This is a genomic window from Paraburkholderia sp. RAU2J, assembly GCF_003634845.1.
Classification (GTDB): domain Bacteria; phylum Pseudomonadota; class Gammaproteobacteria; order Burkholderiales; family Burkholderiaceae; genus Paraburkholderia; species Paraburkholderia fynbosensis.
Genome location: NZ_RBXG01000001.1, coordinates 3,742,467 through 3,755,887, shown reverse-complemented (window position 1 = coordinate 3,755,887; position 13,421 = coordinate 3,742,467). Strand labels below are relative to the sequence as shown.

The window sequence follows — 13,421 nt, the reverse complement described above, 5'->3', positions numbered from 1 at the left end:
TACATCGGGCAACAAGGTGGAAGACCCAGCGATGGAAGATTCCGGCGAATTGCTGCTCCCGGTCTGGCGAGCAAACCTGGTGCTGCTGACCCGCGAGGTCGGCGCGGCGACCCGGCTCGCGCGCATGATGACCTTTTCCGCGAGCTACCTGAAATTGATGCTGTCCGGGCAGCGCGAATTCAGCGAGGAATTCGTGCGTGGCATCGAAGCGGTCACCGGTTTGCCAGGCGGCTGGATGAACGTGCCGCACACCGAGCACGAGATACCGCCGAACGCGCGCGAGGCGATCGACAACGAACAGCCGCTCGCGCGTTTTCGCGGCACGGCGCATCCGGTGCGAAAGAAAACCGTGTTGCGGCCGCCCGAGCCGATCTTCGGCCAGCCGGCGCCGGCCAAGCGTGTCGAGGAAGAAACGCTCGACGTCGAGGCGCATCGGCGTCACGCGCATTTTCGCAAGGTCCGTGATCTGGCGATTCAGGACGTGCGGCGTTTGGAGCGGCATCTGAGTCATGCGCCGGTGGAGTTGTCGGTGATGCGTGCGAAGGTGGAGGAGGTGATCGCCGCCGCCGAGCTCGACGACCCGATTCAGGCCGATCTCGCGGGCCGGCTCGAACAGATCGAGAAGCATCGCCATTTGCTGCTCAGGCATGTGGAGAGGCTGCAGGCGCTGCTCGCGCATCTGGGCGACGGGGAGTGAGACGCGCGAGCCGCAGCACTTCGATCACACCGATCCGGTTGTGGACCAAGCTTTGCTCCGCGCGTGAAACTCGGCTTCGAGCGTCCACGTCACGCCGTCCGCGGCGAGCGCCACGCCGGTCCAACGGAAGGCATCGCGCGTGATGTCGGTGAAATTCCAGCGAATCGGCGTGCCATCGGCGTGCGTGCCGATCTGCACGAGATCGTCGCCGATGCGCCGGCCGGTCAACTCGTCGCGCTGGCCGGTCCGCGGGTTGAAGTAGGTGACGCGCCACGCGCGCAGCGCCGGGTCCCAGATGCGCAGCGTGGTGCCGTACATCGCATCGGTTGCCGGATTCGTCGCGTCCGTATCATTCCTCGCGGCGATCGCGAGTTCGCGTGCGCCGCGCGGCGGCATGATCCACACGTCCTGCACGGCGCGGCCTTCCAGCACCCAGCCGAAATGAATCTCGCCGCGCCGCGGCGCGTCGCGCAGGTCGACGCGGTAGTGCACCACGTCCATCTCCCAACTGCCGATCAGCCAGCCGTAGAGGTCGTCGGCGGCGTCGATATCGGCGGCGCGCGCCGGTGCGTTCAATGCGGCGACGAAGCCGCCTTCGAAGGGGTTCTCCAGTCGATTCATGCTGTGTACTCCATGGGTCGAGAGTCGGATGGACATCGGCGGGCGGGCCGAACCGCGCCGCCCGCCGATGTGCTAAAACCACGATACGGACTCTGCCGGGGTGCATCTTGGGGAAAATTGCCGTCACGTTGCAGCAGGCGTTGGCTCAGCGCGAGCGGGACGGCGTACGCGGCGCCGTGGCCGCGCGTGCGCTCGCCCGGGGCGCGGGCTGGGAGGCCGCGGACCTGCTGTGCACGTACGGCCCGCGCGACAGGCCCTTCGAGGAGCGGCACGCCGGCGTGTGCATCGCGATGGTGGTGGCCGGCTCGTTCGACTACCGCGCCGCGCCGGGCCGGGAATTGCTCACGCCCGGCGCACTGCTGCTCGGCAACACGGGCGAATGCTTCGAGTGCGGGCATCGGCATGGAGCCGGCGACCGCTGCATCGCGTTCCACTATGCGCCCTCGTACTTCGAGCGGCTCGCGGCCGATGCGGGCGTCGCGAGCGGCCAGTTGAATTTCAGGCGTGCGCGCATTCCGTCGCAGCGTGCGTTCTCGCCGCTGCTCGCGCGGGCTTGCGGCGGCGCTCGCGTGGACTCGGACGACGCCAACGAAGGCCTCTGGGCCGAGCTGGCCATCGAGCTCGCAGCCGCGACGCTGCAAGCGGCCGGCGCCGTGACGCGCGCCGACGCGTGCGCGAAGGGCGCGGCCAGCAGCATGGCGAAGTCGCGCGTCGCGCAGATCGTGCGCCTGATCGACGACACCCCAGGTGCACCGCACACGCTCACGAGCCTTGCCGACGCCGCGGGCCTGAGCGAGTTCCACTTCCTGCGCACGTTCAGGCGCGTGAGCGGCGTGACGCCGCATCAATACCTGTTGCGGGCGCGTTTGCGAGCGGCGGCGCTGCGTCTTCAGGACGGCGGCGCGAAGATCGTCGACATCGCACTCGATTGCGGCTTCAACGACCTGTCGAATTTCAATCACGCGTTTCGCGCGGAGTTCGCCGCGAGTCCGAGTGCGTGGCGCGCGCGGGGCAGGGCGCACCGTTCATGACGGACCACGTCGCGCTGCCGGGGCAGGCTGCTGCTTCGACGCTGGGTGCGTATGCCGCCTTCACCGTCCTTGTTTGGTTTGCCGCCTTCACGTTCTCTGCGCCCGTTCACGCCGACGACAACCCATCGACCGCCGCCTTCGACGACCGCGCGCCCTCCACGATGGAAAGCGACGTCCACGTGTTCACGATCCAGAAAGACGGTTCGATCGAAGAACACGATGACACCATCCTGCGCGCCAACACGACGAGCGGTGTCGACGACATCGCGCAACGCTATGTGTGGTTCAACAAGGACATCGAACAGGTGCAACTGCTGGTGGCGGAAACCGTCGACCGCGACGGCGTCGCGCATCCGGTCGGTCCCGAGGCGATTCGAGACGTGCAGGAGCCGCGCTCGGCCGGTGCACCGAGTTTCGAGGACGGCGTGCTGCGCACGGTGATCTTCCCCGGCGTCGAACCCGGCGCGCGCGTGCATCTGGCGTTTCGCAAGACGCGCGCGAAGCCGTTGCAGGCGGGCACCTTCGCGTACCTCGTCGAACCGACGCGCGAGCCGGTCGAACTGCAACGGCTGATCTTCGATCTGCCCGCCGACGTACCGCTCTACGCCGACGCGCGCGGCTATACGGCCGTGCCGCCGGTGACGGCCAACGGCCGCACGCGCTATGAGTTCGACTACCGGCACGGCCCGTATGCGCGGCTCGAAGCGGGCGCCGTCGGCTACGCGAACTGGGGCGACCGGCTGATGGTGTCGACGGTGCCGGACTTCGCGAGCTTCGCCGCGCGTTATCGCGGACCCGCCACCGATGCGACCATCGACGATCCCGCCATCGTGCGGCTCGCGCAGAGCCTGACCGCCAACGCCGCCGATCCGCGCGCGAAGGCGCAGGCGCTGTACGACTGGATGCGTCTGAACATCCGCTACGTCGCGTTGTTTCTCGGCGAGACGGCGGCAATCCCGCACAAGGCGAGCGACATCCTGCGCAACCGCTATGGCGATTGCAAGGATCACGTCGCGTTGTACGGCGCGCTGCTGGCCGCGGTGGGCATTCGCAGCGAGGCGGTGCTGCTCAACCTCGGGCCGTACTACAGCTTGCCGGACGTGCCCGGCTACGGTGCGAGCGCGATCAATCACGCGATCATCTGGATTCCTGAGCTGTCGCTGTTCGCCGATACGACGGCGGGCGGCACGGCCTTTGGCTATCTGCCGTCGGGCGTGATGGACCGGCCCGTGCTGCTGGTCGGTGAAGGCGTGTTGTCACGCACGCCGGCCACACAAGTGCGCGGGCGCAGCGCGCGCCTGCAGATCGATGTCGACGAAAGCGGCACGGCGAATTACGCGTACCGTGTCGAGGACACAGGCTTCACCGCGGAAGTCGAGCGCAATACGTTCCGGCGCGCGACGCGGCAGCGCACGCAGCAGATCGCGGCGAACCGTCTGTTGCAGACGGGCTTGCATGGCACGGCGCAGTTGCGCGCGGACGACGTGGCCGCGACCAATGGGCCGTTCGCCACGGCGATGCAGGGGACTGTCGCGCATTTCGTGTGGCAGGACGGCACGACGGCGGTGCCTGCGCTGACGAGTCTGTCCGGCGGGATGGGCTCGCAGGTGCAGAGCTGGCTCGCGGAGCCGGCGCGGACCCAGCCGTGGGCGTGCATCGGTGGAGAGTTCGACGAGACGCTGGAGATGACGCTGCCGCGCTTCGTGCACGTAACGGATCTACCCGCCGATACGGCAGTGCAGGACCGCTTTCTCACGTTTTCATCGCGCTACGTATTCGATCCCGCGACGCGGACGTTGCAGGTCAGCCGGCATCTGCGCGCCGCGTTCGGCCATCAGATGTGTTCCGCTGACGAATTCGCGGCAATGAAAGACGACCTCGTGCGGATCGAGCGCGATCTCGATGCCGAACTGGTGGTGAAGGTGATGAATCCGACGTAGCGGCCCTGGCCGTTCGGGGCCCAGGGCCGCACACGCTTGACCGTGCTGCGATCGATGTTACCGGTGACCCCCTCAGGTCCCGCTCTTCGTCACGATCGGCACCCAGCCGCCGTTCTTGACCTGATACAGCGTGGACGCGCCGCTCTTCAGCGCGCCGGTGTTATCGAACGAAATCTTGCCGGTCACGCCTTCGAAATCGATCGCCTTCAGCACCGGACGATAATCCGCCGGCGAACTCGATTTGGCCTGCTGCATCGCCTTGATCGCGGCCCACGCGCCGTCATAGCCGAACGGCGCATAGGACAGGATGTCTTCGCCGAAGCGCTTCTTGAACTTCGCGGAGAAATCCTTGCCGCCGGGCAGCTGCGCAAGCGGGCGGCCGTATTCCCAGGCCATCACGCCGTCCGCCGAATCGCCCGCGAGCTTGATGAAGTCCGGGTCCATCACGCCGCCGCCGCCCACCAGTTGCGCGTTCAGGCCCAGTTGCTTCATGCGCCGCGCGAAACCGGCCGCCTGGTTGTCCAGTCCGCCGAAGAACACCAGGTCCGCATTGGTCCCCTTGATCTTGGTGATCTGCGTGCTGAAGTCCACCGCGTGATTGTCGGTGTACTCGCGTGCGACGATCGTGCCGCCGTGCGCCTTCACCGCCTTCTCGAACTCGTCGGCTTCGCCCTGGCCGAACGCGGTCCGGTCGTCGATGATCGCGATGCGTTTGGCCTTGGTCACAGCCACCGCGTACGCGCCCGCGTTGCCGGCGTTCTGACCGTCGGTGGAAATCACCATGAAGGTGTTCGCAAAGCCGCGCCCGGTGATGATCGGATTGGTGGCGGCGGGGTCGATCACCGGAATGCCGGCCTGTTCGTACACCTGCGAGGCGGGAATCGTCGTGCCCGAATTGAAGTGGCCCACCACCACCGACACGCCCGAATCCACGAGCTTCTGCGCGGCCTGCACGCCGATGCGCGGGTCGGCCTGGTCGTCCTGCGAGATGAGCTGGAATTGCGCCACCTTGTCGCCGATCTTGAGCTTCTGCGCATTGGCTTCCTCGATCGCGAGCCGGACGCCGTTTTCCAGATCCTTGCCGTAGCCGGCGTTGGCGCCGGTCAGCGGCGCGGCGAAGCCGATCTTCACCGGCAGGTCGTCGGCAAAGCTGCTCAGCGGTGCGACTGCGAAGAGGGCGCCCGCGAACAGGGCAAGCGGTTTCAGCGTGTTGCGAAGACTCATGGTCTCTCCTTCCGTCGACGGTTCAGGTTATGAAAGCGGCAAGGCAAGTAACGCTGGATCGACACGCGAGTTGAAGCCTGGCATCGCGCGTATCGACAGACTACGAATGATCGAACGCCATAAACAATGCTGGAATACGCGCAGTGGCGCTCAGCCGTGTTGATGCGTGTCAATCTGGCGCGAATATAGAAAGCCAATTTGCCGCCGTCTTGGCAGTTCGAGGCGTTTTGAATGAGCATTTCGGCACAGGCCGCGCGGCGTGTCGGCGGCAAGCCGTGCGTGCCGGCTTGTGAGGTGCGGATTGCGGCACATGCTTAAGAAGCCGGCGCGAGCGCGCCGGCTGTGCTGCTCGATGATTGCTTCGGATGGGGAACGGCAATGATGCGTGGCGCTGCGTGATGGGCGAACCCGCCAGCGTCGGCGCCAGGCCGGATCGACGTTTAACGCTCGCCTTGCTGGCGCAGCAACTCTTCACGCAGACGCAGCAGCGGCGCCCTGGTTTCTTCGTCGGCCCAGGTGTCGAGATCGTCGATCGCGCGCTGGCAGCCGTCGAGCACGAGGTCGAGGTCCACCGGCACGCCGTTGTTCAGCGCGAACTCGATGGTTTGCGCAAACTGCTCGCACTCGTCCTCGCCGTACGAGATGTCGAGGTTGTCGGCGATTATTTCGGCGATGTTGCTGCGCGCCTTGTCGTCGGGCGTGACCATGTCGACGATGCCGCGCGCGACGGCCGGCGAGTAGTAAAGGGCGATGTCGAGCCACTGCGCCGGATCGAAATCGGCCTGATCGAACTGGTTCTCGAAGTACTCGATCGCTTCCTGCTCGTGCGCTTCGTCGGCGTCGACGCTCATGCACAACTGCTCAAAAAATTCTTCCCGCTCGCTGCGGATATAACCGTCCATCGATGCCTCGTCTGCTGAATGCCGGATGCGTGTGAAATGCCATGTGGACGGGAGGGTGCCTCGTCCACGCGGCACGCATTATAGGACGGCCGGCTGACAGACGCCCTGAGGGACGCCCCTAGCACACCCCTAAGCACGCCCCTAAGCACGCCCCTAAGCCGTCTCCGCCACCCACGCATCGAACCACTCGCGCGGCTGCGCGATATCGTTCTGCGCGGCGACCAGTTCCAGCTCGTAACGTCCGGCCTGCCAGGTCGTCTTGACCACTGCGTTCACGGCGGCCAGCGTGTGCTCGAAGGCCGCGCGAATCGAATCGCCAAGCAGCGTACGCGCGACGAACACCGCGCTAGTCAAATCGCCGACCCCGACCGGTTGCCGTGCGAACGGATAGAGCGGGCGTTGCCCCATCCACGCCTCGCGCTCGGTGACGACCAGCATGTTGAAGCGGTCGGCGGGACTGTTGCGGTCGAGCAGATGCTTGACCAGCATGAGCTTCGGCCCGCGCGCGATGACTTCGCGGCAAGCGGCCACTGCTTCTTCGAGCGTCTCGATCTCGCGGCCCACGAGCCGCTGTAGTTCGGTGTGGTTCGGCGCCATCGCGTCGGCCGCTTCCGGCATGGTGCGCACCAGGAATTCCTGGATGCCCGGCTCGACCTTGTAGCCGCTCGCGGCGCCCATGACCGGGTCGCAGAAGAACCATGCGCGCGGATTGGCGGCCTTCACGGCCTTGACGATCTCCAGCACCGACTGCGCCTGCTCGGGCGTGCCGAGATACCCGGAAAGCACGGCGTCGCAGCGCGGCAGCATGCCGATTGCGCCAATGCCTTCCACCAGATCTTCCATCTGCGGTGCACCGATCGCGCTGCCGGTCCAATGGCCGTACTGCGTGTGGTTCGAGAACTGCACGGTGTTCAGCGGCCAGACATTGACGCCGAGCCGACGCATCGGAAACACGGCCGCGCTGTTGCCGGTGTGCCCGAAGACGACATGTGACTGGATGCTCAGAACGTTTTTCGTCATGGTATGGCCGCGCGCAAGCGGTGTTGCGCGTTTCAAGGGTCTCTGGAACGATGCGCCGCACCGGCGTGACCGAGGTTGGCCGGTCGCCGCGTGCGGCAGGACTGCTTTAGATGGTGCAAGAAAAATGCGCAGTCTGCATTGTCAGGAAACAATACATGAGTTTGCCGCGCGCGAGTCGATCCGTCCCCGTGTTGTTGCGCCGAACCATCAGAATGGCGGGGCAACGGCTTGGGACGCGTGGGAAGGGGCGCACGGGGATGCGGCGGTGCGGGGGCAAGTTGAACAAAACGGGGCAAACGCTCGGCATCTGTCAGCCGCTGCCCCGACCCCTCGCCAGATCAAAGCAGATCAAACCAGTTCCCGATACAGCGCCAGATAGCGCTCCGCCGACGCCCCCCAGCCGAAGTCCTGCCGCATCGCGCGCCGCTGCGCCGCCTTCCATTCGGTGCGTCGGCCATACAGCGCGAACGCGCGGCGAATCGCGGCGGCGAGCCCCTTCGGCTCGAAGCGTTCGAACACGAAGCCGGTGGCGAGATCGTCGGCGAGATTTTCGAGCGACGCGTCCGCCACCGTATCCGCGAGGCCGCCGACGCAATGCACGAGCGGCAGCGAGCCATACGCGAGCGCATAGAGCTGCGTGAGCCCGCACGGCTCGAAACGCGACGGCACGGCGATCACGTCGCTGCCCGCGACGATCGTATGCGCAAGCGTTTCGTCAAAACCGAGTTCCACGGCGACCGACTCCGGATGCGCCTGCGCGACCCGCTTCAGGCCGTTCTCCAGCGCCGGGTCGCCGGTGCCGAATACCACCAGCTGCCCGCCGCGCTTGACGATCTCGGGCACCGCGCCGAGCAGCAGATCGAGGCCCTTCTGTTCGGTCAGACGGCTCACCACGCCGAACAGCAGCGCATCGCTTTTCTGCGCGAGGCCGAAGCGCTTTTGCAAGGCCTCCTTGCACGCGAGTTTGCCGGCGAGGCGCGTGGCGCTGTAGTGGGTGTCGAGCAGCGCATCGTCGGCGGGGTTCCAGACTGCGTAGTCCACGCCGTTGAGAATGCCGCTCAGATCGTGCGAGCGATGGCGCAGCAGTGCGTCGAGCCCGCCGCCCTGGGCGAGCGTCTGGATTTCGCGCGCATAGGTCGGGCTGACGGTCGTGATGCGGTCGCTGTAGAAGAGCCCCGCCTTCAGAAACGACAACTGCCCGTAGAACTCGATGCCGTACATGCTGAAAAAATCGTCCGGCAGCCCGAGCTGGCCGAACTGATGCGCCGGAAAAACCCCCTGATACGCGAGGTTGTGCACCGTGAACACGCTGCGCGCGAGCGCGCGGCCATGCTGGCGCTCGGCGGCTTTCAGATAGGCGGGCGCGAGCCCGGCATGCCAGTCGTGCGCGTGGACGATCTGCGGCGACCACGCCGGGTCCAGCTGCTGCGCCAGTTGCGCGGCGACCCAGCCGAGCAGCGCGAAACGCTGCGCGTTGTCGCCGTAGGGCACGTGTTCGTCGTCCAGGTACGGGTTGCCGGGCCGGTCGTACAGCGTAGCGGCGCGAATCACGTAGACGACGAGGCCGTTCGACGGTAGCGTACCCCGTTCGAGCGTCACGCCCGGCGTGTCGAAACGGCGCCCCAGCTGCGCGACCGGATGCAGGTCGGCGAGACCCGCGAGCACCGTCGGAAAGCCGGGCAGCAGCACCCGCACGTCGGCGCCGCGCTCGATCAGCGCGGGCGGCAGCGCGCCCGCGACGTCGGCGAGACCGCCCGTTTTGAGGAGGGGATACAGCTCGCTTGCGACGTGCAGGGCGCGAATCGTCATAGGCCGGGTCTCGTTCCTGAGTGAGGGTTGTGCGCCAGGTCATGCCGCGAGAAGCAAGGCCAGGCTGGCGATGTTCGGCGCACGGCCGCGCGCCGTGCGCGTCCCTACGCCGTCTGCTTCTGGTGCAGCGCTTCGGGCGTGACCAGCACGACGCCATCGTCGGTGCGATAGAAGCGCTCGGCGTCGGCCACCGGATCTTCGCCGATCACCGTGCCATCCGGTATCGCGCAGCCGCGGTCTATCACCACCTTCTGCAGCCGGCAGCTCGCGCCGACCGTGACCTGCGGCAACAAGACTGCCTCATTGATATTACAGAACGAACTCACCTTCACGTTAGACGACAGCACCGAGCGCGAAATCTGCGAGCCCGAGATCACACAGCCGCCGCACACGAGCAGATTGTTGCCCGAGCCTTGCAGCCCCTTCATGTCGCGTACGAACTTCGCGGGCGGCAACTGCTCCTGATACGTCCAGATCGGCCAGTTGCGGTCGTACAGGTCGAGTGTCGGGATCGTCGACGCGAGGTCGAGGTTGGCGGCCCAGTACGCGTCGATCGTGCCGACGTCGCGCCAGTACGGCTCCACGTTCGGGTCCGACGATACGCACGACATGCTGAACGGATGCGCGATCGCCGTGCCTTGCGTGACGACGCGCGGCAGGATGTCCTTGCCGAAGTCGTGATCGGTATCGATGCTGGAGATGTTCTCTTCGAGCAGCGTGTACAGGTAGTCGACGCTGAACACGTAGATGCCCATGCTGGCGAGCGCCGTATCCGGGCGGCCGGGGATCGCGGGCGGGTCGGCGGGCTTTTCGACGAAGCCGGTCACGCGGCGGTTTTCATCCACCGCCATCACGCCGAACGCGACCGCGTCCATGCGCGGCACCTCGATGCAGCCGACGGTGCAGTCCGCGCCGCTTTCCGCGTGGTCGGCGATCATGCGCGTGTAGTCCATCTTGTAGATGTGGTCGCCCGCGAGCACCACCACGTATTTCGGCCGGATCGAACGGATGATGTCGAGGTTCTGGAACACCGCGTCGGCGGTGCCGCGATACCAGTGCGCGCCTTCCACGCGTTGCTGCGCGGGCCACAGGTCGATGAACTCGCCGAATTCGCCGCGCAGGAAACTCCAGCCGCGCTGCATGTGCCGCAAGAGCGAATGCGCCTTGTACTGCGTGACCACCGCGATGCGCCGGATGCCCGAGTTCAGACAGTTGGACAGCGCGAAGTCGATGATCCGGTATTTGCCGCCGAAGTGCACCGCCGGCTTGACGCGCTTGCTGGTGAGCGGCCCGAGCCGCGTGCCCCGTCCGCCCGCGAGGACGATGGCGAGGGTGGTGCGCTGAATGTCGGTGAGCCGCGCCGGCGTGTCCATGTCTGTCTCCTTTGTCGACCGCGGTGAGTGCAAAGCACTGACGCCGGTCGCCTGCAAGATAGTTGCTGAGTTATATGCCCGGATGGTGTAGTCACTTGCTCCGCGCTGATGATTCGGGCTGCCAGGCGCTCCGTCGACACGGAGCCCGTCAGCTAGTTCTAGCACCGATTGGTCCCGGGCGAGAGTGCGAATTGCCCGCAGCCCGCGCGCGCGTGCATCTTGCGCACGATCGACTCTTGCACGGCGCCCATCCGTGCGGCACTGCACATAGAGCGTGAAGTGAGCCGGCGCAATATGCATGCCAAACCGGCCGACGCGACGGGCGGCCTGCGCGATTGACGGCACAGTCCGGCGGCGCGTCGTAGAATCGTGCGGTCTCACGCCGGAGATCGAAGGGCGGCGATCCGCCGTTCGGTCCTTGCAGGTTCCCTGCTGCGTCTTTTTTGCAAGAAAATCCGATGAGTTTTCGCCGCCATTCACTGCTTGCCCTGTTGAGCGTCTGCGCATGGGCTGCTGCATCCGCCGTTTCCTCTGCTTCAGCCGCCACGTCGCAGAACGCCGCCGCTGCGGCGGTGAGCGAGGCCAGCCCGGCAGCCGCGAGCGCCGCCGCCGTGCCCGTAGCCGATAGCGGCGGTCCGGCTTACGGGCCAGAGTTGCAGGGCTTCACGTACCCCGCGCCGGTCGAGCGCTTCGAGTTCACGTCGCAAGGCGTGCCGCTGCAGATGGCCTACATGGACGTCGAACCCGCCGAGCCGAACGGCCGCACGGCGGTGTTGCTGCATGGCAAGAACTTCTGCGCAGCGACGTGGGACGCGACCATTCATCGGCTGAGCGATGCCGGCTATCGCGTGATCGCGCCGGACCAGATCGGCTTCTGCAAATCGAGCAAGCCCGAGCACTATCAGTACAGCTTTCAGCAGCTCGCGCGCAACACGCATGCGCTGCTGGAATCGCTGGGCGTGAGCGACGTGACGATGATCGGTCATTCGACCGGCGGCATGCTGGCGATCCGCTATGCGCTGATGTATCCGCGCGAAACGCAGCAACTGGTGCTGGTGAACCCGATCGGTCTCGAAGACTGGAAGGCGAAAGGCGTACCGTCGCTGTCGGTGGACCAGTGGTATGAGCGCGAACTGAAGACGAGCGCCGACGGCATCCGCCGCTACGAGCAGGCCACCTATTACGCGGGGCAGTGGCGCCCGAACTACGAACCTTGGGTGCAGATGCTGGCGGGGATGTACCGCGGGCCGGGCAAGCAGATCGTCGCGTGGAATTCCGCGTTGCTGTACGACATGATTTACACGCAGCCGGTCGTGTATGAACTGGGGCAGTTGAGCATGCCGACGCTGTTGCTGATCGGGCAGAAGGACACCACCGCGATCGGCAAGGATGCGGCGCCGCCCGCGGTGCGTGCGCAGATCGGCCATTACCCGGAACTGGGCAAGGCGGCCGCGAAGGCGATCCCGCATGCGACGCTGGTCGAGTTCGCGGAGTTGGGGCACGCGCCGCAGATGCAGGATCCGCAGGCGTTTCATCAAGCACTGCTGGACGGGATGGCGGCGGTGCCGGCGAATCGCTGAATGCGCACTTCAGTGGGCAACCCGGTCAGCACCTGACTGACCGGTTGCCCGAAGCAAAAAACAAGGGCGGCCAAGGTGGCCGCCCTTTTTCATACGCCGGCGCGATTACTTCCCGGCACTCAACTCGTCACGCACTTGCGCGCCGATCTCGAACGACCGCAGCCGCGCTGCGTGATCGTAGATCTGCGCGGTGAGCATCAATTCGTCGGCACCCGTCTGATCGATGATCGACAACAGGCCTGCGCGCACCGCGTCGCGATCGCCGAGCACGGTGCACGCGAGCGAGTGCGCGACGCCGTTCAATTCCATCTCCGACGCATCGATCCGCTCGACCGGCGGCTGCAACTGGCCGGGCGTGCCTCGCCGCAGATTGATGAACTGCTGCTGCAGCGAGGTGAACAGACGCTGCGCTTCCTCGTTGGTGTCGGCAGCGAACAGGTTGACGCCGACCATCGCATGCGGTTTGTCGAGCGTCGCCGACGGCCGGAACTGCGAGCGATAGACCTGCAGCGCGGTAAGCATGTAATCGGGCGCGAAGTGCGACGCGAACGCGAACGGCAGGCCAAGCGCCGCGGCGAGTTGCGCGCTGAACAGCGACGAGCCGAGCAGCCACAGCGGCACGTGCAGCCCCGCGCCCGGCACCGCGCGAATGCGCTGGCCGGGCACCGGATCGGCGAAATAGCGTTGCAACTCGACGACGTCGTCGGGGAAAGAATCGGCGCTGTTCTGCAGATCGCGACGCAGCGCGCGCGCGGTGCTCTGATCGGTGCCCGGCGCGCGGCCGAGACCGAGATCGATCCGATCCGGGTAGAGCGACGCGAGCGTGCCGAACTGCTCGGCGATGACGAGCGGCGCATGGTTCGGCAGCATGACGCCGCCGGAGCCGACGCGGATCGTCTTCGTGCCGCCCGCCACGTAACCGATCACCACCGACGTCGCCGCGCTGGCAATCCCTGTCATGTTGTGATGTTCCGCGAGCCAGAAGCGGCGGTAGTGCCACTTTTCCGCATGCTGCGCGAGATCGAGCGTATTTCTGAACGCGTCCGCCGGCGTGGCGCCCGCGGTGACTGGCGAAAGGTCGAGGACCGAGAAGGGGATCATTGTCTGTTCGTTTGCTGTTTCCGGCGCTCTCGCGCGATGGGGCATTGTGGCAAAGCTTGAGTTTTTCTGCTGACGGTGCGCGGATGTCCACGTTCACCGAAGGGGGTTTGGGCCCCAGCCGGC

The 13,421-nt window shown here is 66.1% G+C and carries 11 protein-coding genes; 4 read left to right on the top strand and 7 right to left on the bottom strand.

Annotated features, from left to right (window positions below):
- Nucleotides 1–31 precede the first annotated feature (31 nt).
- Nucleotides 32–697 carry a hypothetical protein gene (locus B0G69_RS17045; RefSeq protein ID WP_121319497.1) on the top strand — a complete coding sequence of 222 codons (666 nt, stop codon included), beginning with the start codon at nt 32–34 and terminating at the stop codon, nt 695–697.
- 24 nt (nt 698–721) lie between these two features.
- On the opposite strand, the gene B0G69_RS17040 is transcribed toward B0G69_RS17045, so the two are convergent.
- Entirely contained in the window at nt 722–1,318 is a 597-nt protein-coding gene (locus tag B0G69_RS17040; RefSeq protein WP_121318870.1) for a hypothetical protein, read from the bottom strand.
- A gap of 107 nt (nt 1,319–1,425) precedes the next feature.
- Between B0G69_RS17040 and B0G69_RS17035 the strand changes: the two genes are divergently transcribed.
- Both B0G69_RS17035 and B0G69_RS17030 read left to right on the top strand, forming a co-directional pair.
- Complete coding sequence (locus B0G69_RS17035; protein WP_121318868.1) at nt 1,426–2,349, top strand: AraC family transcriptional regulator; 924 nt, start codon at nt 1,426–1,428, stop codon at nt 2,347–2,349.
- A complete protein-coding gene (locus B0G69_RS17030; RefSeq protein WP_121319495.1) occupies nt 2,346–4,289 on the top strand; it encodes a DUF3857 domain-containing protein in 1,944 nt (647 codons plus the stop codon). The genes B0G69_RS17035 and B0G69_RS17030 overlap by 4 nt, the downstream gene beginning before the upstream one ends.
- A 72-nt stretch (nt 4,290–4,361) precedes the next feature.
- Here the strand turns inward: B0G69_RS17030 and B0G69_RS17025 are convergent, their stop codons facing one another.
- From B0G69_RS17025 to glgC, 5 genes are all read right to left on the bottom strand, one after another.
- Complete coding sequence (locus B0G69_RS17025; RefSeq protein ID WP_121318866.1) at nt 4,362–5,513, bottom strand: branched-chain amino acid ABC transporter substrate-binding protein; 1,152 nt, start codon at nt 5,511–5,513, stop codon at nt 4,362–4,364.
- Between the two features lie 440 nt (nt 5,514–5,953).
- The gene (locus tag B0G69_RS17020) at nt 5,954–6,415 is read right to left on the bottom strand and encodes a hypothetical protein (protein WP_121318864.1); all 462 of its coding nucleotides are present in this window, start codon (nt 6,413–6,415) and stop codon (nt 5,954–5,956) included.
- A gap of 153 nt (nt 6,416–6,568) precedes the next feature.
- A complete protein-coding gene (gene pdxY / locus B0G69_RS17015; RefSeq protein ID WP_121318862.1) occupies nt 6,569–7,435 on the bottom strand; it encodes a pyridoxal kinase PdxY in 867 nt (288 codons plus the stop codon).
- Between the two features lie 348 nt (nt 7,436–7,783).
- A complete protein-coding gene (glgA, locus tag B0G69_RS17010; protein ID WP_121318860.1) occupies nt 7,784–9,244 on the bottom strand; it encodes a glycogen synthase GlgA in 1,461 nt (486 codons plus the stop codon).
- 104 nt (nt 9,245–9,348) lie between these two features.
- Entirely contained in the window at nt 9,349–10,617 is a 1,269-nt protein-coding gene (glgC, locus tag B0G69_RS17005; protein ID WP_121318858.1) for a glucose-1-phosphate adenylyltransferase, read from the bottom strand.
- Nucleotides 10,618–11,075: 458 nt separating this feature from the next.
- Between glgC and B0G69_RS17000 the strand changes: the two genes are divergently transcribed.
- Complete coding sequence (locus B0G69_RS17000) at nt 11,076–12,197, top strand: alpha/beta hydrolase (RefSeq protein ID WP_121318856.1); 1,122 nt, start codon at nt 11,076–11,078, stop codon at nt 12,195–12,197.
- Between the two features lie 105 nt (nt 12,198–12,302).
- On the opposite strand, the gene B0G69_RS16995 is transcribed toward B0G69_RS17000, so the two are convergent.
- A complete protein-coding gene (locus B0G69_RS16995; RefSeq protein WP_121318854.1) occupies nt 12,303–13,298 on the bottom strand; it encodes an LLM class flavin-dependent oxidoreductase in 996 nt (331 codons plus the stop codon).
- Nucleotides 13,299–13,421: the final 123 nt, after the last annotated feature.

Bases quoted from the DNA above. Each gene is read 5' to 3' on its own strand.
- B0G69_RS17030 (WP_121319495.1), top strand. From the start codon at position 2,346: ATGACGGACCACGTCGCGCTGCCGGGGCAGGCTGCTGCTTCGACGCTG.
- B0G69_RS16995 (WP_121318854.1), bottom strand. From the start codon at position 13,298: ATGATCCCCTTCTCGGTCCTCGACCTTTCGCCAGTCACCGCGGGCGCC.
- B0G69_RS17020 (WP_121318864.1), bottom strand. From the start codon at position 6,415: ATGGACGGTTATATCCGCAGCGAGCGGGAAGAATTTTTTGAGCAGTTG.
- B0G69_RS17000 (WP_121318856.1), top strand. From the start codon at position 11,076: ATGAGTTTTCGCCGCCATTCACTGCTTGCCCTGTTGAGCGTCTGCGCA.
- glgC (WP_121318858.1), bottom strand. From the start codon at position 10,617: ATGGACACGCCGGCGCGGCTCACCGACATTCAGCGCACCACCCTCGCC.
- pdxY (WP_121318862.1), bottom strand. From the start codon at position 7,435: ATGACGAAAAACGTTCTGAGCATCCAGTCACATGTCGTCTTCGGGCAC.
- glgA (WP_121318860.1), bottom strand. From the start codon at position 9,244: ATGACGATTCGCGCCCTGCACGTCGCAAGCGAGCTGTATCCCCTCCTC.
- B0G69_RS17045 (WP_121319497.1), top strand. From the start codon at position 32: ATGGAAGATTCCGGCGAATTGCTGCTCCCGGTCTGGCGAGCAAACCTG.
- B0G69_RS17025 (WP_121318866.1), bottom strand. From the start codon at position 5,513: ATGAGTCTTCGCAACACGCTGAAACCGCTTGCCCTGTTCGCGGGCGCC.
- B0G69_RS17040 (WP_121318870.1), bottom strand. From the start codon at position 1,318: ATGAATCGACTGGAGAACCCCTTCGAAGGCGGCTTCGTCGCCGCATTG.